Annotated in this window: 20 protein-coding genes; 10 read left to right on the forward strand and 10 right to left on the reverse strand. The window is 60.4% G+C overall.

Translation table 11 applies throughout. From position 1 onward, the window contains the following. Positions 1-365 precede the first annotated feature (365 nt). Together alaS and recA are read right to left on the reverse strand one after the other, a co-directional pair. A complete protein-coding gene (alaS, locus tag SIAM614_RS04900; RefSeq protein ID WP_006932541.1) occupies positions 366-3,023 on the reverse strand; it encodes an alanine--tRNA ligase in 2,658 nt (885 codons plus the stop codon). Positions 3,024-3,377: 354 nt separating this feature from the next. Next, positions 3,378-4,451, reverse strand: a complete 1,074-nt coding sequence (recA, locus tag SIAM614_RS04905; protein WP_040439300.1) for a recombinase RecA — start codon at positions 4,449-4,451, stop codon at positions 3,378-3,380. Between the two features lie 442 nt (positions 4,452-4,893). Between recA and SIAM614_RS04910 the strand changes: the two genes are divergently transcribed. The 4 genes from SIAM614_RS04910 (at position 4,894) to SIAM614_RS04925 (ending at position 8,712) form a co-directional block, all read left to right on the forward strand. Beyond that, positions 4,894-5,388, forward strand: coding sequence for a PEGA domain-containing protein (locus SIAM614_RS04910; RefSeq protein WP_006932544.1), 495 nt, complete (start codon positions 4,894-4,896; stop codon positions 5,386-5,388). Between the two features lie 364 nt (positions 5,389-5,752). Then, positions 5,753-6,556, forward strand: coding sequence for a class I SAM-dependent methyltransferase (locus SIAM614_RS04915; protein WP_081455187.1), 804 nt, complete (start codon positions 5,753-5,755; stop codon positions 6,554-6,556). A 191-nt stretch (positions 6,557-6,747) separates the two neighbouring features. Next, positions 6,748-7,671, forward strand: a complete 924-nt coding sequence (locus SIAM614_RS04920; protein WP_208983899.1) for a PfkB family carbohydrate kinase — start codon at positions 6,748-6,750, stop codon at positions 7,669-7,671. Positions 7,672-7,779: 108 nt separating this feature from the next. Beyond that, positions 7,780-8,712, forward strand: a complete 933-nt coding sequence (locus SIAM614_RS04925; protein ID WP_006932548.1) for a pseudouridine-5'-phosphate glycosidase — start codon at positions 7,780-7,782, stop codon at positions 8,710-8,712. Positions 8,713-8,776: 64 nt separating this feature from the next. Here SIAM614_RS04925 and SIAM614_RS04930 read toward each other — a convergent pair whose 3' ends face one another. Beyond that, positions 8,777-11,230 carry a DUF3772 domain-containing protein gene (locus SIAM614_RS04930; protein ID WP_006932549.1) on the reverse strand — a complete coding sequence of 818 codons (2,454 nt, stop codon included), beginning with the start codon at positions 11,228-11,230 and terminating at the stop codon, positions 8,777-8,779. 307 nt (positions 11,231-11,537) lie between these two features. Between SIAM614_RS04930 and SIAM614_RS04935 the strand changes: the two genes are divergently transcribed. The 4 genes from SIAM614_RS04935 to SIAM614_RS04950 all read left to right on the forward strand — a co-directional run bounded on the left by SIAM614_RS04935 (position 11,538) and on the right by SIAM614_RS04950 (position 15,899). Next, positions 11,538-12,743 (forward strand): hypothetical protein, encoded by a 1,206-nt coding sequence (locus tag SIAM614_RS04935; RefSeq protein ID WP_006932551.1) that lies wholly within the window; start codon positions 11,538-11,540, stop codon positions 12,741-12,743. Between the two features lie 61 nt (positions 12,744-12,804). After that, complete coding sequence (locus SIAM614_RS04940) at positions 12,805-13,731, forward strand: DUF6384 family protein (protein ID WP_006932553.1); 927 nt, start codon at positions 12,805-12,807, stop codon at positions 13,729-13,731. A gap of 37 nt (positions 13,732-13,768) precedes the next feature. Continuing rightward, on the forward strand, positions 13,769-15,235 hold the full coding sequence (locus SIAM614_RS04945; protein ID WP_006932554.1) for a coiled-coil domain-containing protein: 1,467 nt from the start codon (positions 13,769-13,771) through the stop codon (positions 15,233-15,235). Positions 15,236-15,404: 169 nt separating this feature from the next. Continuing rightward, positions 15,405-15,899, forward strand: coding sequence for a hypothetical protein (locus SIAM614_RS04950; protein ID WP_040439372.1), 495 nt, complete (start codon positions 15,405-15,407; stop codon positions 15,897-15,899). A 148-nt stretch (positions 15,900-16,047) separates the two neighbouring features. Here SIAM614_RS04950 and SIAM614_RS04955 read toward each other — a convergent pair whose 3' ends face one another. Then, positions 16,048-16,476, reverse strand: a complete 429-nt coding sequence (locus SIAM614_RS04955) for a VOC family protein (RefSeq protein WP_006932562.1) — start codon at positions 16,474-16,476, stop codon at positions 16,048-16,050. Positions 16,477-16,616: 140 nt separating this feature from the next. Between SIAM614_RS04955 and SIAM614_RS04960 the strand changes: the two genes are divergently transcribed. Both SIAM614_RS04960 and SIAM614_RS04965 read left to right on the forward strand, forming a co-directional pair. Next, positions 16,617-17,225: a TetR/AcrR family transcriptional regulator gene (locus SIAM614_RS04960; RefSeq protein ID WP_006932563.1), complete on the forward strand. Its 609-nt coding sequence runs from the start codon at positions 16,617-16,619 to the stop codon at positions 17,223-17,225. An 88-nt stretch (positions 17,226-17,313) separates the two neighbouring features. Beyond that, positions 17,314-17,709, forward strand: coding sequence for a VOC family protein (locus tag SIAM614_RS04965; RefSeq protein ID WP_006932564.1), 396 nt, complete (start codon positions 17,314-17,316; stop codon positions 17,707-17,709). Here SIAM614_RS04965 and SIAM614_RS04970 read toward each other — a convergent pair. The 6 genes from SIAM614_RS04970 to peaB form a co-directional block, all read right to left on the reverse strand. Then, on the reverse strand, positions 17,661-18,323 hold the full coding sequence (locus SIAM614_RS04970; protein WP_157139683.1) for a helix-turn-helix domain-containing protein: 663 nt from the start codon (positions 18,321-18,323) through the stop codon (positions 17,661-17,663). The genes SIAM614_RS04965 and SIAM614_RS04970 overlap by 49 nt on opposite strands. A gap of 125 nt (positions 18,324-18,448) precedes the next feature. Next, positions 18,449-19,087 carry a S8/S53 family peptidase gene (locus SIAM614_RS04975; RefSeq protein WP_006932567.1) on the reverse strand — a complete coding sequence of 213 codons (639 nt, stop codon included), beginning with the start codon at positions 19,085-19,087 and terminating at the stop codon, positions 18,449-18,451. Then, positions 19,084-20,826: an ABC transporter ATP-binding protein gene (locus tag SIAM614_RS04980; RefSeq protein ID WP_006932570.1), complete on the reverse strand. Its 1,743-nt coding sequence runs from the start codon at positions 20,824-20,826 to the stop codon at positions 19,084-19,086. The genes SIAM614_RS04975 and SIAM614_RS04980 overlap by 4 nt, the downstream gene beginning before the upstream one ends. A 177-nt stretch (positions 20,827-21,003) precedes the next feature. Continuing rightward, positions 21,004-22,095 (reverse strand): quinohemoprotein amine dehydrogenase subunit beta, encoded by a 1,092-nt coding sequence (gene peaD, locus SIAM614_RS04985; protein WP_006932571.1) that lies wholly within the window; start codon positions 22,093-22,095, stop codon positions 21,004-21,006. 36 nt (positions 22,096-22,131) lie between these two features. Then, positions 22,132-22,464, reverse strand: coding sequence for a quinohemoprotein amine dehydrogenase subunit gamma (qhpC, locus tag SIAM614_RS04990; protein ID WP_006932572.1), 333 nt, complete (start codon positions 22,462-22,464; stop codon positions 22,132-22,134). Beyond that, complete coding sequence (peaB, locus tag SIAM614_RS04995; RefSeq protein ID WP_006932573.1) at positions 22,461-23,897, reverse strand: quinohemoprotein amine dehydrogenase maturation protein; 1,437 nt, start codon at positions 23,895-23,897, stop codon at positions 22,461-22,463. The genes qhpC and peaB overlap by 4 nt, the downstream gene beginning before the upstream one ends. Between the last annotated feature and the right edge of the window lie 2 nt (positions 23,898-23,899).

Genomic DNA, 23,899 nt, shown 5'->3' on the forward strand with positions numbered 1-23,899 from the left:
CGTCCGGGATGACCAACGGGGGTCCTGCGTCAATTTGGTTGGCCAGGAAATCGCGAGACCAAGTAACGAGCCACAGTGCCCTCTGTTGAACCACTCTGCGCAGCAGCCCACTCCACCCTATCCGTCGTCTTCCCGGCCAAGCGCAGCGCGAGCCGGGACCGGGGAGCCACAGGTTTTTCGGTTGTCACGTAATAACAGCCAAAGCTCGCGGGCTCCCCGATCCCGGATCTCCGCTTCGCTGCGTCCGGGATGACAAGTGAGGGCTAGGCTTGCGATCAGTCGTCAAAGAAGATTAGCGAAGGCTGGGAAAAAAGGCGGCCCCAATGGAGCCGCCCTTTTTCAATCTTCATCGCCGGAAGGACCAATCAGAGCCCTGCCAGGTGCGCCTCGATCACGGCAACGGCTTGCGCGGCCTTGGCACCGTCCGGTCCACCGGCCTGCGCCATGTCGGGCCGTCCGCCGCCACCGCGACCACCCAGAGCTTCCGAGCCGATCCGCACCAGATCCACGGCGCTGACCTTGTCGGTCAGATCCTGCGTAACGGCCGTCACGATGGCGGCCTTGTCGTCTTCGGCAACGCTGATCAGAACAACCACGCCGGACCCGAGCTGGGTTTTGGCCTCGTCAGCCATGCCCTTCAGGTCTTTCGGGTTGATGCCCTCAACGACGCGGGCCATCAGCTTGAACGACCCGGCTTCCTTCACCGGCGTACCGCCGTCCGCTCCGCCGCCCATGGCGAGCTTTTTCTTGGCGTCCGCCAGTTCGCGCTCCAGCTTCTTGCGGTCTTCAACCAGTTGCGCCACGCGGGCCGGAACATCGTCGGCGCTGATCTTCAGCAGGCTGGCCAGCTCACGCATGCGCTTGTCCTGCGCATCCAGGTATTCGCGGGCTTCTGAACCGGTCAGCGCCTCGATCCGGCGGACACCCGCCGCAACCGCGCCTTCCGAAACCAGTGTCACCAGGCCGATGTCGCCGGTCCGCTTTACATGGGTACCGCCGCACAGTTCCAGCGAATAGGGCTTGCCCTGCTTCGGACCATGGAGAGCCGTTCCCATGGAAACCACGCGGACTTCCTCGCCATATTTCTCGCCGAAGAGAGCCATGGCACCGGCTTCGATGGCATCGTCCACGGCCATCAGGCGCGTGTCGACCGGAGCGTTCTGCAACACGATCTCATTGGCGAAGCTTTCTACGGTCGCCAGTTCCTCATCGCTCACAGGCTTGGGATGCGAGAAGTCGAAACGCAGGCGCTCCGGCGTCACCAGAGAGCCCTTCTGCGCGACGTGATTGCCGAGCACTTCGCGCAATGCCTCATGCACCAGGTGGGTGGCCGAATGGTTGGAGCGGATCGCCTTGCGGCGGGAATGGTCGACCTTCAGCTCCAGCGCGAGGCCCGGAACCAGCTCGCCTTCCTCCACGGTGACGGAATGCACGAAGAGGCCATCGGCCTTCTTCTGAGTGTTGGTCACGGCCGCCTTGACGCCGCTCGCCAGCATCCAGCCGGTATCGCCGACCTGACCGCCGCTTTCGCCGTAAAACGGCGTCTGGTTCAGAACCACGAACCCGCTTTCACCGGCGGACAGCTTGTCGACTTCCTTGTCGTCGGCAGCAAGACCGGCAACAACCCCTTCAGCCGTCTCGGTTTCATAGCCGAGGAAGTCCGTCGCACCGTGTTTTTCCTTCAGCGCGAACCAGACAGCTTCCGTCGCAGCGCTGCCCGATCCGGACCACGCCGCCCGGGCTTCGGCTTTCTGGCGCTCCATCGCCGCATTGAACCCATCCGTATCAACGGAGATGTCGCGAGTTCTGAGCGCATCCTGGGTCAGGTCCAGCGGGAAGCCGTAGGTGTCGTAAAGCTTGAACGCGGTTTCCCCGTCAAGACGGCCGCCGGCCTCAAGGCCTTCGGTTGCCGTGTCGAGCAAGCCGAGCCCGCGCTCCAGGGTCTTGCGGAAGCGTGTTTCTTCCAGCTTCAGCGTTTCGGTGATCAGGTCTTCGGCGCGGCTCAGTTCCGGATAGGCACGGCCCATCTCGCGCACCAGCGCCGGAACCAGCTTGTGCATCAGCGGTTCGCTCGCGCCCAGAAGGTGGGCGTGACGCATGCCGCGGCGCATGATCCGGCGCAACACATAACCACGGCCCTCGTTCGACGGCAGCACCCCGTCGGCGATCAGGAAGCTCGTCGACCGCAAGTGGTCGGCAATCACGCGGTGGCTGCCGGTGGCGTCGCCCTCCGCTTCAACACCCGTGGCGTTGACCGACGCCGCGATCAGCGCCTTGAAGAGGTCGATGTCGTAGTTGTTGTGAACGCCCTGCATGACAGCGGCGATACGCTCGATCCCCATGCCGGTGTCGATGGACGGACGCGGCAGGTCGAGACGCTTTTCCGGCGTCTGTTCGTACTGCATGAAGACGAGGTTCCAGATCTCGATGAACCGGTCGCCGTCTTCTTCCGGGGAGCCCGGAGGGCCGCCCCAGATATGATCGCCATGGTCGTAGAAGATTTCAGAACAGGGGCCGCACGGGCCGGTATCGCCCATGGACCAGAAATTGTCCGACGTCGGAATACGGATGATCCGGTCTTCGCTGAGACCGGCGATCTTCTTCCACAGATCAAAAGCCTGATCGTCTTCAGCAAAGACCGTCACCAGGAGCTTCTCCTTCGGCAGGCCGAATTCCTTGGTGACGAGGTTCCAGGCCAGCTCGATCGCCCGATCCTTGAAATAGTCCCCGAACGAAAAATTGCCGAGCATTTCGAAGAAGGTGTGATGGCGTGCGGTGTAACCGACGTTGTCCAGGTCGTTGTGCTTGCCACCGGCGCGCACACACTTCTGTGCCGTGACCGCACGGGAATAGTCGCGCTTTTCCAGGCCGGTAAACACGTTCTTGAACTGGTTCATGCCTGCGTTCGCGAACATCAGGGTCGGATCGTTGCGCGGCACCAGCGGTCCGGACTCGACCACTTCGTGGCCGTTTGTCTTGAAATAGTCCAGAAAGGCAGAGCGGATTTCATTTACGCCGGTCATTCGGATCTCGCATCGGTCACAGCCCCGCAAATGAGGGCCTGTTGAAAATCTTGGGTGCGCGGGATCTGGCTCACCGATCCGCGCCGGAACAGCCTTTTAACTTTGACCTCCAACCCTGTCCAGCGGTTGCAAGGGCCCGCCCCAACGGAAACCGGCCCCGATAAAGGCGAATTCCGCATAGCACGCTGCAGCGACGCCCACGGCCACCTGTCAGTGCGCCGCCCAGCATTTTCGAATTTCGCTCCGGTCATGGCTCCGAACAGCAAAAGGCCCCCTTCCGATATACGGAAGGAGGCCCTTGGAAGACCGGACAAACGTCCGGAGCTCATGCGAACGGCGAGCGGAAGCTGAGGATCAATCCTCTGCTTCTTCTTCCACTCCCGCGTCCGGATCGATGATCGCCTCGGCGATCAGACCGGCGTTCTGGCGGATTGCCAGTTCGATTTCATCGGCAATTTCCGGATTGTCCTTCAGAAACTGCTTGGCGTTTTCCCGGCCCTGGCCAAGACGCTGGCTGTTGTAGGAGAACCAGGCGCCCGACTTTTCAACGATGTTGCCTTTGACACCAAGGTCGATCAGCTCGCCGGTCTTGGACACGCCCTCACCATAGACAATGTCGAATTCTACCTGACGGAAGGGAGGCGCCAGCTTGTTCTTGACGACTTTCACACGGGTCTGGTTGCCGACGACTTCGTCCCGGTCCTTGATCGCGCCGATGCGGCGGATATCCAGACGGACGGACGCATAGAATTTCAGCGCGTTGCCGCCTGTCGTGGTTTCCGGAGAGCCGAACATCACGCCGATCTTCATGCGGATCTGGTTGATGAAGATCACCATGCACTTCGACTTGGAGATCGAAGCGGTCAGTTTGCGAAGGGCCTGGCTCATCAGGCGGGCCTGCATGCCCGGCAGGCTGTCGCCCATCTCGCCTTCAAGTTCGGCCTTCGGCGTCAGCGCGGCGACCGAGTCGATGACCAGAACATCAATGGCACCGGATCGCACCAGCGTGTCGGCGATTTCCAGCGCCTGCTCACCGGCGTCCGGCTGGGAAATCAGAAGATTGTCGATATCAACGCCAAGCTTGCGCGCATAGATCGGATCCAGGGCATGCTCCGCATCGATAAAGGCGCAGATCCCACCGGTCTTCTGGGCTTCGGAAACCGCATGCAGGGCAAGCGTCGTCTTACCCGAAGATTCCGGACCGTAGATCTCGACGATACGCCCGCGCGGCAGACCGCCGATCCCGAGCGCGATATCAAGTCCGAGAGACCCGGTCGAGACGGCTTGCACCTCAACCACCTGGCCCTGGCCCATCTTCATGATGGAACCTTTGCCGAAGGCGCGTTCGATTTGGCTGAGCGCTGCGTCCAGCGCTTTTGTCTTATCCATCTGGCTGCTTTCTACGAGACGAAGTGTACTTTGCGACATGGCTTACGCTCCTTATTCCACGATGGACGCGTCGTTTCAATGAGAGCCTTTGTACATATTTTGTTCTCATTTGGCAAGTCGACAAAACCGATTGGTATTTAAATGAAAATGACCGTTTGTTTCCAATATGTTCTCCACCAGAACAATTATATATTACCCTACGTAAACAAGGCGTCGGGTTATTCCACGTTTCCACATTGAGATAGAATCAGTGATCTCCCGCATCCCTGGTGTAGGAATCGGCTATTGCCGCCAGCCGGGCGAGCCCCTTGGTCCGGTCCTTTCGGACGCCAACCAGCTTGGCCTTGCCGGAATCCAAATGTGAATATTGGGTAGCAATGAGCACATCTTTCAACCGGACATCGAAAAACAGTTTTGCAAGAAATTCCGGTTCGGCTAGGTCTACGCCTCATTCGATCCAATAGGCTGGGAAGCTATTTACATGAAAACAAACAAACTGTTGTGCCTTGCGCTTGCGCTTGGCTTGTCGGCTTGCGCCACCGCGACACGCGGCACCAATGAGACCGTGAAGGTCTATGCCTCCCCGGAAGGTGCGCAGATCGCCACGTCCATCGGCTTGACCTGCAACACGTCCCCCTGCTCGCTCCAGGTGTCCCGCAAACAGGAATTCACCGTTACGGTTTCCAAGGAAGGCTACAAGACGCAGACCGTCCAGGTGAACACCAAGGTTGCGCCCGGTGGCGTCGCCGGCATGGCAGGCAACGTACTGATCGGCGGCGTTATCGGTGTTGGCGTCGACAGCGTTTCGGGAGCCACGCTCGACCATTCGCCCAATCCGGTCCTCGTTGAGTTGGTGCCGAACAATCCCAGGAACCCGAAAACCCCCAAGGGTGATCTCTCCGAGATCAAGGAAAAGATCGCCGCCAAACAGCGTGCCCAGGAAGAGGCAGTGATGCGGAAGTCGGGTGGGGTCTAAATAGCCGAGACAACCTGGAGGCCTGGGATCTCCAGATCGCGAGATCTTGGGCCTCTAAAAAATGCGACCCGATGAGGGACATAAGCCGAGTACCCCAAAACAAAAATCTTGTGAAAGGCATCGACCTTATCTTCCAATCTAGCCGCTGCAGTCGGTTAGGCTCTGGCGACGCGCCTTGCCTGGAACTGCAGAACCTGTCCGGGGCAGGATGGCATTGCAGATGAGCGCCAACTTTGTTGCCGCAGTCGCGATGCGACCAATGGTTCGGTTCGAGAACAACCGTCCCCCCCGAAACAATTGCAGTTCAAGTTCCTGCGCAGAGCTCTTTATGGATTAAGACCCATAATTGGCGTAGCTTCTTCTTATGAAAGACACGTCTCGAAAAGAAGAAGTGCAAAGCCACTACGCGACGCCCCGCCATCTAGCGGCACGTGGCTCTTTTCAGGCAAAATATGCAAATGTCAGTTGGTTTGGCTGGCTGATTGAGCATTTGAATTTACAGACAGCAATGGAAGTTTTGGACGTCGGGTGTGGTCCTGGCTGGATTTGGCGTTTTCAGGCAGACCGTCTGCCGAACGAACTTCGTCTTTCTCTCATAGACTCCTCTCCCGGCATGATCGAGGAGGTCTTGGCGAACCTGGCAACGGTGGAAAAGATTGAGGTCGTCAACGCAAAGGTGGCAGACGCAATCGACCTGCCGCACCCAGATGAGACCTTTGACGCGGTGCTTCTTTTGCACGTCCTGTATCACGTGGAAGATCCTCGAACCGCGTTGCGTGAAGCGAAACGTGTCTTGCGCCCGGGCGGGCAGGTGTTCGTAAGCACAAATGCTCTGGAGAACATGTGCGAACTGCATTCAATCGGCGTCAAGGCATTTGGAGGCAGGCCCGTTGATCCAGGAGCCGCAATGTTCTCGCTTGATGATGCCGAGCAAGTTGTGGGGGAACTCTTCGACGATGTACGGCGATTTGATCTTACCGACACTATGACGTGCACCGATCCAGACGATGCGGTGATGTTCCTGTTATCCTGTCCACCAGGCATTACCGCGCCCGAGGCTCAACAGAGGCATCTTGCAAAGCTGATCCGCGAGGAAAGCGACAGCTCGCAAGGCAGGTTCATAACGACGCGCCGAAATGGCCTTGTCGTCGGCACAAAAGCACGATGACTGTGAAAAGCGTTCCTCTTGGCTGCTGATCCGTCGTTTCATGTTATCAACGGATGCTTCTTAGCGATGCCTGCGCGCTTCCCGTTGCCGCCCCCCGCTTAATCTGCTAGCCCGCGCTTTCAACGGTTGCCTGCGACCGGCGGACCGAGCCTTGGGTTCTGATGCCGGCCCTTTATGAGACAGTCCTGAACGTGACTTCACCCCATTCTTCTTCCGTCATCGCAATCGGTGCGATCCATTACGACACGATCGCTCATGCCAGCGAGCCGATCCGCCCGGAAACATCGACGCCGTCGAGACTGAGTGCAAAGCCGGGCGGCGTTGCCACGAATATTGCCCGCGCGCTTGTGCGCCTTGATGTGAGAACGCATCTGGTGGGGACGGTCGGGGACGATGGTCCCGCCGACATGCTCTCTCGCCAGCTTCACCAGGAAGGTCTTGTTCTCCATGTCCTGGCCCGGCCAGGTTTCGCGACGGGCCAATACCTTGCGCTGCATAATCCGGCGGGCGATCTTGCCGCCGCCTGCGTCGATGATAGTGTGCTGTCCGAAGCCCCGGAAGACCTGTTTGATGCCATCGTTGAGCAGCTTGCGGCAGGTGCGTCGGAGGAGACGATCTGGTTTCTGGATGCCAACCTCCCTGCTGCCATGCTGGCCCGGCTGGCAGGCCTTGCCCGGCCCGGCCGTCTCATTGCCAATGCCGTTTCGGATGCCAAGGCCATTCGGCTGCGTGGTGTCCTTGACGAACTGGACTGCCTGATGCTGAACCGCGGCGAAGCGGCGACGCTCACCGGTCTTTCCCGCGAGGCATCTTCCGAAGACCTTGCCGCAGCCCTGATGCAGACCGGCCTCAAGAGTTTTGTCCTGACCAGCGCCGCCGCGGACGTGCTTGTGCTGGAAGGGGGAAAGCTCCACCGCTTTGCTCCGCTTAAGACACAAATTGTCGACGTCACCGGCGCGGGCGACGCCTTGACAGCGGGCACGGTCGCAGCGCTTTCAAAAGGGTATGGGCTGACAGAAGCCCTCCCCTTTGGCCTTTCGGCAGCCGCCCTGACCTTGCGCTGCACGGGCGCGCTCGCCGATGAGCTTACGTGGGATGCCCTCGCCGACTTTTGACCATATGGACAAATTCCAATCTTGGCGCAGTCTCGCCTTGCGCCTATAAGACCTGCAGAATTGACCCGGCCGATAGCTGCCGGACGAAGAAACAGAAAGGCACACGCCGTGACCACCCCGACACCGCCCTCCGCCATCAAGGATCTGATCGTTTACAGCGATGAAGTGCGCGAGGCTCTTGCGAACGGCAAGCCGGTCGTTGCGCTGGAATCAACCATCATCACCCATGGCATGCCGTTCCCGAAGAACGTCGAGACGGCCCGTGACGTGGAGGCCGATATCCGTGCGGAAGGCGCTGTTCCGGCCACGATCGCTCTGATGGACGGCAAGATCATGGTCGGCCTTTCCGACGCGGATCTCGACCGTCTGGCGCAGGCCAGAGACGTTATGAAGTGTTCGCGTGCCGACCTGACATTCGCCCTTGCCACCGGGCGCTACGGTGCAACCACCGTTGCCGCCACCATGATGGCGGCCCATGCAGCCGGCCTGAAGGTGTTCGCCACCGGCGGCATCGGCGGCGTTCACAAGGGCGCTGAAGAAAGCTTCGACATTTCTGCTGACCTCGACGAGCTTGGTCGCACGCCGGTCTGCGTGGTGTCCGCTGGCGCCAAGGCGCTGCTCGACATTCCCAAAACGCTGGAAGTTCTGGAGACCAAGGGTGTGCCGGTCATTGCTTTCGGCACGGAAGAACTGCCGGCGTTCTGGTCACGGGCCAGCGGCCTCAAGGCCCCCTACTCGCTGAATTCGGCTGCCGAAATCGGCACGCTTTTGAAAATGCGGTCCCGCTTCCCGGACCACGGCGGTGTTCTGATCGCCAATCCGGTGCCGGAAGCCGCCCAGATCCCGCGGGATGAAATGACCGGCTACATCGATGCCGCCATTGCGGATGCCGCAGCCAAGGGCATTCGCGGCAAGGAGGTGACCCCGTTCGTGCTTGGCGCGATCCTGGAGCTGACCGGCGGCCGCAGCCTCGACACCAACATTGCCCTGGTGCGCAACAACGCCCGCCTGGCAGCCCGCATTGCCGCGGAACTCGTCTAGGACGGATTGAGCAAAAAGACCTCCGGGCTTTCGGTTACGACCAACCAGGAGCCCGGACCACGCGTCAGGACGGCTTGTCCACTGCCGGTTGAGAGGCCGGAACCGCCTGCCGGCGCTCCAGCGCCTCGGCCAACTGGTCGAAATCCTTGATATGCAGGTCGCGCTGCGGGAACGGAATCTCGACACCCGCTTTGCCAAGTTCGTTATAGACCGTGAAATAGAGGTCCGACTTGGTCGTCATCACGTTGCCGATGTCTTTCAGGAAGCACCGCAGTTCGAAGTTCAGCGAGCTGTCACCCAGCCCCATGAACAGAACCTGCGGTGTCGGATAGCGTGCGATCGTGTTGTGTGCCCGCGCCGCATCGAACAGGATCAACTTCACCTTCTCCAGATCGCTTCCATAGGCAACGCCCACCGGCAGGATGAGACGTCCTGACTTGTTCGTCAGAGTCATGTTCTTGACCGTTCCGGCGATCAGATCCGAATTCGGCACGATCACGTCATGACGGTCGAAGGTTTCGATGCGTGTCGAGCGGACGGAGATCTTGCGCACATAGCCGGATTGTCCGGACACTTCGATCCAGTCCCCTTCCTTGATCGGCCGCTCGATCAGGAGAATGATCCCGGAGACGAAGTTGGAGACGATGGTCTGCAGACCAAAACCGATACCGACCGACAACGCACCGGCGACAACCGCAAGGCTGGAGAGGTTCAGCCCGGCCGTCGACACCGCGATCAGCACCGCCAGCGTAAGCCCGACATAACCAGTCCCCGTAACCAGGGCATTCTGCGCGCCGCTATCCATGCGCGTCTGTGGCAGAACGGTGCCTTTGAGAAGGTTCTGCAGCCAGCGCGTCACCACAACGCCAATGCCGAAAATGGTGACGAGCACAATCAGGGAATCGAGCGACAGGTGAATGTCGCCCAGTTGCACGCCGTTTGTCAGCAAGATCCAGGCTTCGATGATATCCGTGGCACGCGCTCCCCATGTCATCGCAATCAATGGGGTGAAGATCATCGTCAGCACACAGATCAGGCTGAAGGCAACCAGGATGGGGACATGCTCGTCATCCCGCTTGCCGAGCGCCGCTTTCACGATGACCAGCACAAGATGGTAGAGCATGAACCCGAAGCCGAGCTGGGCAACGGTCATGATCACCGGCAGGATGGCCACCCGGGCAAGCTGCACGTACCCGAGCAGGGTCACGCAGACGGCCAGAACGGCAGAAGCCTTCATCAGCAGAGACAAAAACAGCAGAAAGCCCGACTCTTGCGGCTTTACCGAGCCTTCCTCGGGTTGTTCCGCCGTTTGTTCGCTTTCCGGCACCTCCCTTTCGGCAGCATCGCTGTAGCGGATGATACCGGCCAGAGCCCACAGCATGACCGCGGCAACGGCGATGGGCGACGCCGACAGGATCGAAATGGCGGACAGGCCAAAGGCATTGTCCAGCTCAAAGGCCTCGACAGCCACTTCCAGCGCCACGAAGACGCCGAGCCCCTGACAGAGGCGCAATCCGATCTTTGCTTCCCTGTCACCCAGGTCGAGCAGGCGCCAGCGGCTCTGTCCCGGCGCAAACAGCGTGTGCCCCAGCCAGTTGGCGATGATAACCACCAGCGCCATGACGGGTATCGCGATCACCGCCGTGCGAACCGAATTCGGATAGATGTCCAGAACCGGGAACACCGAAATCAGCGACGCGGCCCCAATTGTCGGCAGCACGATGAAACTGGCGTTGTAGAGCAACGCCAGCAGCAAGGCCTTGACGCCGGTTGCCGGCTTTTCGCAATAGCGTTTCAGAGCGCGGGAAATGGGCTGTTGCAGGACGGTCAGAAACAGGATGCCGAACAGCGTCAAGGCAAGCGCGAGCGGCAGCGTTTCGTCAAGTTTCTTCGACACGCTGGGGCGCGCCAGCTCGTTTTGCACGTCCCGTTCGAACCGCCTGAAGAACTGACCGATTTCCTGAAACCCGGTCGACCAGGTCGAAGGCGCCAGCGGCGATGGATACCTGTCGAACAGCTTGTCCAACTGCCGTGACCGCAGTTGCTTGTCCACCTCCCGAATGAAGAACACCGCCTCATCGTGGATTTCCGACGCCCGGCGGACAGGCGCATTCGCGATAGCTAGCTCATTGGTGAGCTCCTTGCGTCGCGCAGCGACGACGTCGGCTTCCTCCTGCCCCTCGGCCGGCGGCGGGCCGAGACTGTTGAGCTGCGCTGCAAGCGCGCTGGCGCGAATGCTGCCGCGCGAAATGATCTCCGAATTCGCATCCCGCACGGTAACCAGTTGAGAGCGGAGCTGATCAAGCGTTCTTGGCGAAACACTCCCACCCTCGAGCGCGGTGGCTGCGCGCCTGAAAAGATCATCGACATCAGACCGCCGCGTGGTTTCTGCGTTGCCGGCATCGCTCTGCGCCACCACCGTATCCGCTGTCTGGGCTCTTGGGGTATCCGGAGACAGGCCACCTGCAACGACAGCGGCAAAAACGGCGATCAGAAGAATGCTCTTGAGAAATTTCATAAAGGCGCCAACGAACTTGCTACGGACGGGACTGCAGGACGGCGACAGACACTTGCCTGTCGACTCACTGCCATAAGCTTATGCGCGAATTTCGGCAGATCTTGCACCATGGAAACACATTTGTCGCATAACCGGCCTAAGCAAAGGGTATGGCGGCTTTTTGCAGGCTGCCCGGCTTTGGCCTGAAATGCATGGCAAGCCGTTGACAGAGCGGCGTAAGCCTGCCCTAACATGCAAAATTATGACGATAACAGGACGTTGCGGCAACAGACCATAAACCGGGCCGCGTCCTTGAAGGAGGTCAGACATGACAGACGCGGCAGCCCCTGGAACCCCGCAGACTGAAACGGCTCCGGCGGGAAGTTTTACCCCGCTTCAGTATCTCGATCGTGCGCTGTCGACACTCCGCGACATCGGCATCACGCCGGAAAGCGAGCAGGACGCCCCGATCAACGCCCTGCTGGAGCAGATCACGGACCTTTCCCCCGACAAGGTGCTGATCATCACCCGCACGCTGGCGCAGGCCTCCAACTTCAACGAGGTTGTCCGTTCGCAGGTTCAGCAGATGGATATCGGTGAACGCTACGAGCAGATCACCGACGCCTTCAATTCCATCCGGGACGACGCCAAGGCCCTGGTCGACCAGTTGGCCGATGGCAAGATCTCCTTCACCGAGAACCTGTCCAACAAGTGGCGCGATTTCCGCCGCGGGACGATATCCGACCGTTTCGACGATATCCGCGGCACCTACAAGGATGTCGCCAAGGCAACGAAAGACCAGATCGAGCGGGAACAGACCATCCTGGAAGCCTATCGGGACTTCCGGGGCGCCCTGAAGCAGGCGGAAGTGACCGCGCTTGAACTCCTGAACATTGCGACCGGAAAACTGGACGCCGCAAAATCCGCACTTGAGAGTGCATCTGGCGACGTCGAAGCCTACACCGGCGACGATCCGGCGCAAAAGGCGCGCCTGGAACTGGCGCGTGACGAAAAACTGCGTGAGATGCAGGACGAGGAAAAGCGCTACCAGATCGCCAAGGACCTCTCCGACAACCTGACCATCGGCTACAACACCTCCGAAGTGATCATGGCGCGTCTGGTGCAGACCACCAATGCCAAGGAACGTGTCTACGCCCAGTCGGTCAGCTTCTTCTCCACCAATGAATCCGTTCTGACAGCGCTCAACGCCTCCTTCACCGGCCTGCAGGGCCTGCATGAAAGCACGGAAACGCTGAATGCCATGAAGGAGGGCATCAACAAGAGCCTGGAAACGCTTGCGGACATCGGCGACGAAGTTCAGAAGAAGGCGCTCGAGGCGGGATACGGCCCAACCGTCGCCGCAGCTTCGGTGAAGAAACTGGTCGACTCCGTTGTCAACTTCCAGGTCCAGTCGCGCGAGATCATCGACGAAATGCGCGAGATGTCGACGAAGAACTCCGAGGAAATCCGCACAGCCGTGGAAGACGGCAAGCGGCGGCTTGCCAAGCTGACCGCCCAGGGCAAGACCCTTTGATCTGACGATAATCCGGCAGGCCGGCCCCTCCGGCCCGCCCCTTTCAAGAAGACATGCATTCATGGCAAGCAATTCCGACGCCCCTCTCGACGATCTGATGATGGCGATGGACGTGGTCGACACGCTGCGTCATGAAGAGGGACAGGTGGCCCGCGAGCTGAAAAGCGATGAACGCGATGCGGCCATGGTGGAGCGGCTGCGGCAGGTCTATGCCTCGCAGGGCATCGATGTTCCGGACCATATCCTGAAAGCCGGCGTAGAGGATCTGAAGCGCGATCGCTTTGTCTATTCGCCGCCCGCCGCCGGTTTCCAGCGAACCCTGGCGATGATCTATATTTCGCGCGGCACCTGGTCGAAATGGCTGGCGGCTGCGTTTGCCGTCGTCATCGTCTGCATCGCTGCGTGGTACTTCATCGTCAAATTGCCCGCGCAGCGCGCGGAAGCCGATTTGCTGGCAAGGCTCCAGGCACTTCCGGCAACCTATTCCGAATTGGTCGGGCGTATCGACACCCTGACAGAAAACACCGACATCGAAGCCACCGCCGAGCGTCTGGCCACTGATGGCAACCTTGCCCTGTCGGACGGCAACAACGAGGCAGCCTTCAAGGCAGAAGCCGACCTGCGCGATCTGGTAGGGCGTTTGCAGGAAGTGTTCGAAGTTCGGATCATCTCCCGCGAGGGCGTGCCGACAGGCGTTTCCCGCATTCCAGAATCCAATCCGGACACCGAAAACTACTACATCGTGGTGGAGGCCGTGGACCCGGACGGCAAGATCCTGGACCGCAAGATCGTGTCGGAGGAAAGCAGCGAGGCCGAACTGGTCGACAAATGGGGCCAGCGCGTATCGGAAACCATCTATAACGCCGTTCGCCGGGACAAGATGGAAGACGGCATCGTGCAGAAAGGTGTGCTGGGCCAAAAGCGGCGCGGAGAGCTGGATATCAAATGGCGCAGCGGCGTTCAGGACGGAGCAATTACAAAATGGTAGCTGTTAGGATTGCACCGCCTCACCGGGAGGTACCGGCATGCTGACGGGACGCCAGACCCTTGGTACGATCGAGCAGTCGCTCGCCGACTTGCGCCGGGAAGAAGCCGAACTGAGCAAGCGGATCGAGCGGTCGACAAGAGCTCTGACGGACCTGCAGGAACGCCAGAGCGAAGCCTACCGCGACCTTGCCCGCTTCCGACTTGATACCGACAGTGCCGGCGCATTGAACACGCGCCTCGACAGCGCGGCGCGGGAAGCCCGCAAACTCCTGGACAAGCGAACCGCCGATTACAAGGTTCTGACCGAACAGCTTCGCCAGTGTGAAAGCGACCGCAGCCAGTTGCAGAAGAAACGGGTTGAGCTGGACACTGCACGCGATGCGGCCGAAAACCAGATGGACGAGTTGATGGAGGCCGTCGACGGCCGCCTGGAAGGCGACACCGCTTACCAGGCGCAGCGCGACAGGACGGAAGCGGCCATTGCCACGGCCGAGGCTGCTGCCACCAAGGCGGCAACATCCGAAAAGGACCGTCAGGAAAAGGGCAAGGCCTATAAGGCCGATCCCTTGTTCATGTATCTGTGGCAGCGCGGTTTCGGAACACCCGCCTATGCGCACCGTGGCCTCGTACGCTCGCTTGACCGATGGGTCGCCGGCCTCGTCGGCTTCAACGACGCGCGTGCCAACTTTGCCATGCTGACCAGCATCCCGGAACGGATGGCCCGCCATGCGGAGCGCTGTGCGGAAATTGCGCTGGAAGAACAGGACAAGCTCGCCGAATTCAGCCGCAACGCCATGACGGATGCGGCCGGAACGGACCTCGTCGGCACCATCGAAACGCTCAGCGCGGACATCGATCGTATCGACAACGAACTCGACAATCTGGACCGGCGCATCGAAACGCTTTCCTCCGCTCTTGCAGAATTCTCGAGCGGCGAAGACGCCGACTTTCAGAAGGCAGAGGAGCATCTTTCCGTCTCCCTGCAGGCGGACGATCTCAACGACCTTTGGCGCTCCGCGCTCGACACCCCCTCGCCCGAAGACGAAAAAATCGTCCAGCGGATCGAGGATTTGAGGGAGCGCGTAGAGCAGGTCACCCGTGAGATCCGACAGGATCGGGAACTGCAGCGCGATATTGGTAGGCGCAGGGGGGAACTAGCTGACGTCATCAAGCGTTTCCGATCCAGTGGCTATGGCAGCTGGGAGTCGACGTTCTCTGATGAGAAGCTGACCACCGTCCTTCTGGGCGAACTGGTCAAGGGTGCGATCACAGGTGCCGAATACTGGGCGCGCGCGGAACGTGCGCACAAACGCCGCAAACCGAAGGGACGTCAGGTTGCGTTCCCGAACGGTTCAGGCCTTCCCAAGTCCATGGGAGGTTTTGGGGGTGGGTTCGGCGGCAGTTCGGGCAAAGGCTCCGGCAACAGGGGTAGCTTTGGCGGCGGCGGGTTTAAAAGCGGTGGTAGTTTTGGTGGCGGCGGATTCAAGACAGGCGATACATTCTGACCTCAAACGAGGAAAACCTCCGCCGCCATGCGGCCACAAGGCTTCGTTAGGAGTGTTATGTCAGTTTACTGCCAGAACAGGGCGGCGGTCACATGCAGTTTTCTTGTACTTTATGAAGACGTGTTCTAGACCGGCACCAATTATGACCATTTTAACCTTGGGACTGCCCATGCGACGTATCGTTTTATCCGCTTTTTGCGCCCTTGCTGTTGCCGCCTGCCAGTCTGGCTCCTCTCAACGCCCATCTCAGCCCGATCAGCCGAGGCTGGAGGTGCCGGCCGGCGCGCAATCGGTGAAGATCGCAGCCGATCCTGCAAGCGTGCGATCGGCCCTGGTCTCCAGCGCCCAGGAACGCGGCACCGTCGTGCTGCAGGACCAGCCCAACATGGTGGTTCTGGAACGGCCGATGACCGGCCCGAACCCGGCGCTCGATTCTGAATTCGGACCGTCCGACAACGGCCAGCGCGTGATCCGCATCCGCGTCCGCTTCACCGGCACACCCTGCCAGACGCTGGCTGTCCAGGATCTGGCCGTGATCAACAACGTCCGCACGGCACTTGAGCAAAGCTTCGTCCTGCCGGGCAATCCGAACACGATGCAGAGCCTTCAAGGCCTGAAATCGCGCGCGGAACAGGGCAGTTCCTGTCCGCCTCTGTCGTCCTGACGGACAGGCCGTCAGTCTTGAAAATGAATGAGGCGTGGCCGGATCTCCTGCCACGCCTCTTTCGTGCCGGCTTGTACCGCAGCGGATCACAGCAGCGGGAGACTTCCCCCACTCCGGAGGCATTTCGCCGGCATGACTGCTGAACCTGTCACACAGGCACAGCTTCAGCGGCGAACTGCTTCAGAAACTCTTCGCTGGGCGGGATCGGCTTGATCACGTCGATCAACACTCCGTTCGGATCGCAGGTGATGAAATGGCGCTGGCCGAAAGCTTCGTCCCGTAAAGCCTGCAAGACAGGCAGCCCGTTTTCCTGCGCTGCCTCATAAACCGCATCCACATCCTCGACCTCGAAATTGAGCAGAAGTCCGCCCACTCCACGGCCGCGGCCGGCTTCCGGTATGGTCTCGTGGGTTTGGTCCAGGATCGCAAGGTTGACGCTTTCGTCTTCCTCCGACTGCAGATGCACATACCAGTCGGCTTCAAACATCGCCTTGAACCGAAAATTGTCACGATAGAACCGGACCGTCTCGGCGACCTTGTCGGTCATGAGGACGGGATAATACTGGGTGCATTTCATCGTTTCTCTCCTGTTCGTCGCCAACGCCGGGTGAAAAATGCCGGCTCTCTCCGGCCTCCGGCGGTTCCCGAGGCTTTTCATCTGCAGCAAAAAGACATACAGTCTGTATGTAATTTTCAATTAACATACAGGCTGCATGTATGCAAGATAAAAGCCGGGAGAAGACAGGGGAGCGGCGCACCCAGGCGGAACGGCGTGCGGAAACGCGAAAGGCCCTGCTGGATGCGGCTCGGGCGCTGATCGTTGAAAAAGGCTACGCGGAAACCGGAACGCCGGAGATCGTCAAGGCCGCCGACGTCACCCGCGGCGCCCTTTACCATCACTTCGCTGACAAGGCAGACCTGATGCGGGCGCTGGTTCACCAGGAATCTGAAGCAATCGCGGCAGAGATCAACAGCCGGACGAACACCGCCCAGACACCGCTCGATGCCTTCATGTCAGGGGCCAGCGCCTATTTCTCGGCCATGTCCGTTGCCGGCCGGGCAAGGATCATGTTGCTGGAAGGGCCAACCGTGCTTGGCCTTGCGGAAATGGCGGAGATCGACCGGCAAACCGGTGGCGCGACACTTCTGGATGGCCTGCGTCACGCGGCACATCACGGTGCGCTGAAAAACGTTCCTCTGGAGCCGTTGGCCGATTTGCTTTCCTCTGCGTTCGACCGCGCTGCACTGGCCATTGCAAACGGGGGCGACAGGAAAGCCTATGAGACCGCGACCCGCAAACTGCTGGCCGGGATCCTTGCTGACTGACGCTCGGCTTTGATGTCGCGATCCTTCAAGACGGCCTGACGACAATCATCTAAGGCTGGCGACAAACCAACCCAAGCGGGAGACCCAAGTGATCCTCAGATACACCATTCTCTATGTCGACAATGTCGCCGCCGCGCTAGACTTCTATGAAAAGGCCTTCGGATTGCAAAGGCTGTTCCTGCATGAGTCCGGCGACTATGGCGAACTGGCAACCGGAGAGACAAAACTCGCCTTTTCCTCCAAGTCGCTGATGAAGCAACTCGGCAAGACACCAGGCACCTCCGATCCGAAGTCACCCGTTTTCGAACTGGCCTTTGAAACGGATGACGTTGCAGGCTCCCTCGACCGCGCTGTCACCGCCGGTGCAACCAGGTTGCAGGATGCGCGCGAGGAACCATGGGGGCAGATCACGTCCTACGTGAGCGATCCCTTCGGCTACCTGGTCGAGATCTGCTCACCGGTCCAGTTGCCAAGTGCCGGTTGAGTCAATAGCGACAAGCAATAAGGGTCCCGGCGTATTTGCGCCGGTGACCCGCCGAACCAGCGCCTCAGGTCACGCGTCATATGGGCCTGGTCGCTGAAGCCGCAGGCGGATGCGATCTCCACAAGAGGCCGCTCGGAGGCCAGTAATCCTGCCGCCCTGCGGGCTCGCGCGAGCAGGCGCCAATACTCCGGCGACGGCAGCCCATACTCCCGGAAGCGCCTCTGCAGTGTGCGCAGCGAAACGCCCGCCTGCTTCGACACCTGCTCGACGGTTGCCATCGGCAGCGTCAGGGCAACGATCACGTCGTCCAGATCGTTGACCTCATCAAGTGCGTTGCCCAGGAGTTCTTCCACCTGTGCGCAATCGCGGGCGACGGCCAGAAGAACCTCGTCGGTCACCACGGCCCCCGGGCGCAACCGGAAGCCCGTGATCTCCGTGCCCTCCGCGAGTTCGGATACGCGCGGCTGAAAATCCAGATCCGTCAGCAGAACCTTTTCCCGTTTGCCCGGCTCGTGCACCACCAGCACGTCGCGGCAGCCATCCGGAAAGATCAGGGCATTTTCCGCCCTGTCGTTCCGGTGATGCCATTTTTCAAATCTGTCCGTGCCGCTCATGACGAGATCTTTATCAGCTGGCCGGTGCATACGCGAGGGGGCTCAACCCGCTTACCCTCCCCTTCAGAAAGGTTGAAACGCCGTATCGGAGGATCACCACATACTCTGATTTTAGTCCAATTAGTCTACAACGCGGCCTCGCGCCGCTCCCGCCCCCGATAGCGCGTAAAAATCTCAAGTCCGTCCACGGCTGACGTTTCTGCCATCTGAACCGATGTCGCCAACAGCCCGGCGAGATGCGCCGCCGCCGCGCTGGCGCCGCGGATATCGTCTCGCCCAAAGGCAGTCGGGCAAGCCCCGAAGGTGGCATGCGGCAGGTCCAGCCGCGAAAGCTCTTCCGGCGCGCAGCGTGCGTCGCCCTGGACGGACAGGACACCTTCAAATGCCGCCGGATAGGCGTTGCCACCGCGCGCCGGTGCGGAACCTACAATCCAGCTGCCTACCTGTTGCAGCCGGGAGACTGCCACGGAAAGCTCAACGGTAGAGCGCGCCATACCGAAGGCGCATAAGACGATGTCGGGCGGATTTTCGGCAAGCCAGGTCAAGGCGGCACACACAGCACCAAGCGAGGTCGAAAGCTGCCCTGGAAACACAACGGCGTTGAACACCTGAACATCTTCCGCATGGGCGCATATAGTCTCTGCCATGGCCTCGGCATGGCCCGTCGCCAGGTCCGCGCCATCTGGGCTGCAAAACCATTCCTGCGCCTCCAAGCCTGGCCAATCCCGTGGCAAGGCGCCATCTATCAGCCCGACCCGGATCATGAACCGGCCCCTCTTGCCTTCAACACAAGCTCCCCGTCAAAAGCGCCATAGCGTTCCGCATCCCCATGCGTGACGACAAGACGGGTGCGGTCGCCAAACCGGCTGTCTATGCGAGCCATGATCCGCGACACCCTCTCCGCATCAACCTCTGACAGGCTCTCGTCCAGGATCAACACCTGGAAGGGCTGCAGCAGGGCCCGGGCGAGACACAGCCGCTGGCGCTCGCCGCCGGACAGATCCAGCCCGCCCTCACCCAGTATTGTTTCAAGTCCCGCACCGGCAAACCGGTCTTCCAGTTCCACAAACTGCAGAACGGCCCGCATGTCTTCCTCATCCGCATCGGCAGCTCCAAGACGAAGGTTGTCTGCCACGGTTCCGGAAAAGACATGCCCTTTTTGCGGCACCAGCGCGATGACCGTACGCAGATCGCGGAGCGACAGATGGCGCAGGTCCGTGCCATCCAGCAGGATCGTTCCGGCCTTCGGGTCATCATGGCGCTGAAGCAGCGACAGCAGGGACGTCTTGCCGATGCCGGACGGCCCACTCAGCCGGACTTTCTGCCCTTTGGGCACGATCAGGGAAACATTCTCAAACAGCGGCGTACCGCCATCCGGTGCATAGGCAGCACCTGCCAGCACCAATTCACCGCCATCGGCTGGCAGCGGCACAGGCCATGCCGGTTCCTGGACATCCGGTACGGCGCTCATGATCTGGTCCAGCCGGTCAAGTGCCGCCTTCATGCGTGCCTGTCCGTGCCAGAGGGAAATCAGCGACTGCATCGGGCCAATCAGGAAGGCCAGATAGGCAGTGAAGGCAATCAGAGACCCCAGCGGCATCGTACCGTCGATTACCGCGAGCCCGCCGACCAGAAAAACAGCACTCCGCAGGATCGCCGTCAGCACCATCGGTACTGCACGCGTCACCTCGTTCCACATCTGCGCAGAGAGCAACGCTGCGACAAGGCCCTGCTGCCGTGTTTCAATTCGCTTAGCCGCCGCCCCGGTTGCATTCAGCGCCCGCAGCGCAGACAGCCCGGTTATCGTCTCCGCCAGGCCTGACGCCAGCACCCCGCGCGCCTGACGTACGTCTCTTGCCTTCGCCTGGGTCACGGGCCGGGCACGGGCAAAAAACAACAGCTCCACCGGAGCCAACGCAAGGGCCAGAAGAGCCAGTTTGGGCGCCAGCACAAACAGCATGACCAGGCCGCCCACCAGCCTCAGAAGGCTGCCGCCGCCATTCACCAGCACCGCAAACGTGAATTGCTGAACTTCACCGGCATCGCCGTCCAGACGGCTCATGAGTTCGCCGATGGATTGTCTTGCCTGCCAGCGGGGCGACTGGGCAAGGATCTGATCAACGGCGGACCGGCGCAGATCCTTCAGCAATCTTGCCGAAAACCGCAGGTGCAAGAGAGAATTGAGCGCGCCCAGCGCCAGTGCAGCCAGTCCGACGCAGAAGAGCACGGCCACAAACAGGACAAGCGCCTGCTTGTCCCCGGCCATCAGGCCCCGGTCAATGACAAGCTTGGTGAGGTAAGGCGGCACAAGCGCCGCCCCTGCCGCCACAAGGGACAACAGAAACAGCATCGCCAGCGGCCAGCGGTAGGGCGCAACCAGCGGCACCAGCCACGCCGCCTCGCGGCTGCCGAAGACCCGGTTGAACAGGCCAAGCAGCAGTGAAGGCCGGGACGGCACTGCCCCGGCCTGATCTGTTCCTTGCAAGGAAACTGCCTGCTTCATCCGTGTTCCTTGTCTGCAACCTTCCCATTGTCATCCCCGCGAAAGCGGGGACCCAGTAATCACTGGCAATGAGACAGGAGTGCTTCAGTTGCCACTGGGGATACTGGGTCCCGGTCTTGCCGCTGATGCAGCACACCGGGAGGACAACCGGGGACCTCGCAGGTTCGGTTCTCTCCCCTAGCTGCCGGTGCTGATCACCTGCATGGTGCCGGCAGCCATGTCGCCGCCCGAAGGCAGGAGAATTTCGCCGATACGTTCCAGGGTCTCTGCATCATAGACGCCAATGTCGTCATTGGTCCCGCCGACATAGATTTCCTTGCCGTCGGACGAGATGTTCACACAGTAGTAGGTGTGTGGCAGGTCGACCCGCTTGATCAGCTCTTTCTTCTCGACATCATGCTTGGAGAGCTGGGTGTAGACACCGTAAAGCTTGCTCTTGTCGTTGGGGTCGCGCACAGCAGAGAACATGATCACTTCCAGGCTGGCGAAATCCGCGATCTCGCTTTCCCCTGTCGTCAGATCGACCGACTGGTACCCCCAGACGAAATCGGCAATCTCGCTCATCGACTCGTCGGTGAACTTGGCAGCCGAATAGAGCAGCATGAACTCGTCTGCCTGCGTGCCGATGGGCCAGAACGCAAGGACGTCCGGCGGCGAATAGGTTGGCCGGTCCCAGGTGGCATTCTTGATCTTGATCGAGATCTCACCCGTCTTCGGGTCAATGGCATAGATCTCGTGTCCGGCGGCATAGAGCATGCCGTCCCGGCCGGTCGCCATCACCGTCATGCGACGCGGGCTTGGAAAGGTACGGGCCGGTTTGGCGCCAAGCCCAGCCGAAGTCTCATAGACCGCGATTTCAGGTTCCAGAACCTCGTAGCGGTCGGCAAGCAACCGCACAGGGTTGCGCACCGTGTAGACCTCCTTGCCATCCTTGGAAACGGCCAGGGAGGCAATGGTCTTGCGCCGAATGTCGCCTTCGGACTGATGTGCCGAAAACACCATCTCGCAGGTGGACAGGTCGATACCGAAAACATCCTCCCAGCGATTGCCGAGGATATAGGCGATCTTGTTGTCCGGCGACACGACGATGACACCGGGGATCAGGTTGAAGTCGAGCTTGCAGTCAGTCTCTATCGTTCTCGCCTTGGCGTCGATCACGTAAAGCCGGTCTGGTTTTGCGGCCGTGACGATCAGATCCTTGGCGACGGCCGGCAGAGCGGTAAGGCTCAGGGCCAGGGCTGCGCTTGCCGCAGCAATCAGATTTCGCATCGGGTTTCTCCGAATATCTTGTAGGGCGTCAGCCGGTCAGGTTTCGCTGTCGGACGGGAAAACCGTGCCGAGCGAACGCCAGTCCTTGCCGGCGTTGTCGGCATCGGCGTTCCAGTCCCGATAGGAATTGATCGTGTCCGGCACCTGGGCCGGCCACCAGCACGGGTCCGAGCAGCCATAGAGATCAGCCTCCATCGGCTGGCATAGGGCCGCGACACCGCCAAACGGATCGACCTCCCAGCCGGGATCGAGGGTCGATGTGCAGCCGACCACAACAGTCTGCATGGCGCGCACTTCGTCCATCTTGTCGGTTTCGACCGCAGTGACGACGCGGTCGGCTTTCTGGTTCAGGGGTTTCAAGTGTCTCATTTGCCGAATGCCCTCCGAGGCATGATGTGATCCGAAAAGAAAGCCGGAGCGCCAGCGATCAACTCGCCATAGACGCCGATGCCGAAATCCACCCAGTCGCGCATGAGGTCGCAATAGTGGTAGGTCGGCTTCATCGGATCGGAGAAATGGGCGTAACTCTCGTGATAACAGCCGCCCGCGCAGATGTTGCGGATGCGGCAAGTGGAGCAGCCCTTGTCGGTGCGGTCGGCCCGGTCCTCGATGAAACGGGCCAGCTTCTGCTTTTCAATGCCGCCATCGACCGTGCCATAGGTCTCCATGTCGGACCCGGTGAACCGGTGGCAGAGATTGAGCCCGCCCTCGTGGTCGACCGCCAGCATGCCGAGCCCTGCCCCGCAAGGCAGGGCCTTGGACCGGCCTTCGTAAAGGTCGTTCATGAGCTGGTGCATGTTGGAAAAGCCGATGTTGCGGCCCAGAAGCGCTTCATCCCGGTAATGCCGTCCGAGACGTTTCATCTCTTCGAACACCGTTTGAAGCTCGTCACCGGTCAGGTTGAACGGCGCGATGGGACCAGAGGTCACCGGCGAGAAACCGACTTCATGAAAGCCGATCTCGTTTTTCAGGTGATCCCAGATCTCGTAGACCGCCGTGACGCCATGGGTCAGCGTCACCCGCCCGCCGACCGGGCGGGAGGTGTAGCGTTCCAGCAGCATCCTGGTCTTGGAGGCAACGACGTTGTAGGTGCCCTTGCCCCCCACGGTCTTGCGATTCTTGTCGTGAAGCGCCTTCGGCCCGTCCATCGAAACGGTCAGGCCAAACCGGTGGGCATTGAGCCAGTCGACGATGTCCTCGGTCAGAAGCGTCGCGTTGGTCGTCAGGGTGAAGTCGACACGCTTGCCGAGAGTGCCGAAGCGGTCTTCCGCGTAGGCAACCACTTCCTTGATCAAGGCCAGGTTGCTGAGCGGTTCGCCGCCGAAGAAGACAACATTGTAGCTGTCCCGGTCCGGGCTTTCCGCCAGCAGCAATTCGATCGAGCGTTTCGCCGTCTCGAAGGCCATGCGCCGGCCCTTGGACGGCGTATCCAGATCTTCCTTGTAACAATAGGTGCAGGAAAGATTGCAGCCCGTGTTGACGTTGAGAACAATCGTCGTCAGCGGAAAGTTCTGGATATGGATCGGCGGCCGCTCCGCCCTTGGCGGGCGGCCGTCGGTGATGATGTCGAGATCGAGAAACGAACGGATCCGCTCTGTTACCTCGCCCGGATCGACCCGGCCGCTGAACCGCTCCCGGACATCGGCTTCTGAAACCTTCGTCCGGTTGCTGAAGAGGTCGATCACGTCATTGTCGAGCCGGTCGATCTCGAACAGAGATGTCGTCGGCACGTGGAAAAGCAGGTGACGCCCGTCCACTTCGACCCGATGCGCGTTCTGCGGCTGAAAAAAGAGATATCCCATGG

It is taken from the genome of Roseibium aggregatum IAM 12614 (assembly GCF_000168975.1).
Lineage (GTDB): Bacteria > Pseudomonadota > Alphaproteobacteria > Rhizobiales > Stappiaceae > Roseibium > Roseibium aggregatum.

Bases quoted from the DNA above. Each gene is read 5' to 3' on its own strand.
- alaS (WP_006932541.1), bottom strand. From the start codon at position 3,023: ATGACCGGCGTAAATGAAATCCGCTCTGCCTTTCTGGACTATTTCAAG.
- recA (WP_040439300.1), bottom strand. From the start codon at position 4,451: ATGTCGCAAAGTACACTTCGTCTCGTAGAAAGCAGCCAGATGGATAAG.
- SIAM614_RS04910 (WP_006932544.1), top strand. From the start codon at position 4,894: ATGAAAACAAACAAACTGTTGTGCCTTGCGCTTGCGCTTGGCTTGTCG.
- SIAM614_RS04915 (WP_081455187.1), top strand. From the start codon at position 5,753: ATGAAAGACACGTCTCGAAAAGAAGAAGTGCAAAGCCACTACGCGACG.
- SIAM614_RS04930 (WP_006932549.1), bottom strand. From the start codon at position 11,230: ATGAAATTTCTCAAGAGCATTCTTCTGATCGCCGTTTTTGCCGCTGTC.
- SIAM614_RS04935 (WP_006932551.1), top strand. From the start codon at position 11,538: ATGACAGACGCGGCAGCCCCTGGAACCCCGCAGACTGAAACGGCTCCG.
- SIAM614_RS04940 (WP_006932553.1), top strand. From the start codon at position 12,805: ATGGCAAGCAATTCCGACGCCCCTCTCGACGATCTGATGATGGCGATG.
- SIAM614_RS04945 (WP_006932554.1), top strand. From the start codon at position 13,769: ATGCTGACGGGACGCCAGACCCTTGGTACGATCGAGCAGTCGCTCGCC.
- SIAM614_RS04950 (WP_040439372.1), top strand. From the start codon at position 15,405: ATGCGACGTATCGTTTTATCCGCTTTTTGCGCCCTTGCTGTTGCCGCC.
- SIAM614_RS04955 (WP_006932562.1), bottom strand. From the start codon at position 16,476: ATGAAATGCACCCAGTATTATCCCGTCCTCATGACCGACAAGGTCGCC.
- SIAM614_RS04960 (WP_006932563.1), top strand. From the start codon at position 16,617: ATGCAAGATAAAAGCCGGGAGAAGACAGGGGAGCGGCGCACCCAGGCG.
- SIAM614_RS04970 (WP_157139683.1), bottom strand. From the start codon at position 18,323: ATGAGCGGCACGGACAGATTTGAAAAATGGCATCACCGGAACGACAGG.
- SIAM614_RS04975 (WP_006932567.1), bottom strand. From the start codon at position 19,087: ATGATCCGGGTCGGGCTGATAGATGGCGCCTTGCCACGGGATTGGCCA.
- SIAM614_RS04980 (WP_006932570.1), bottom strand. From the start codon at position 20,826: ATGAAGCAGGCAGTTTCCTTGCAAGGAACAGATCAGGCCGGGGCAGTG.
- peaD (WP_006932571.1), bottom strand. From the start codon at position 22,095: ATGCGAAATCTGATTGCTGCGGCAAGCGCAGCCCTGGCCCTGAGCCTT.
- qhpC (WP_006932572.1), bottom strand. From the start codon at position 22,464: ATGAGACACTTGAAACCCCTGAACCAGAAAGCCGACCGCGTCGTCACT.
- peaB (WP_006932573.1), bottom strand. From the start codon at position 23,897: ATGGGATATCTCTTTTTTCAGCCGCAGAACGCGCATCGGGTCGAAGTG.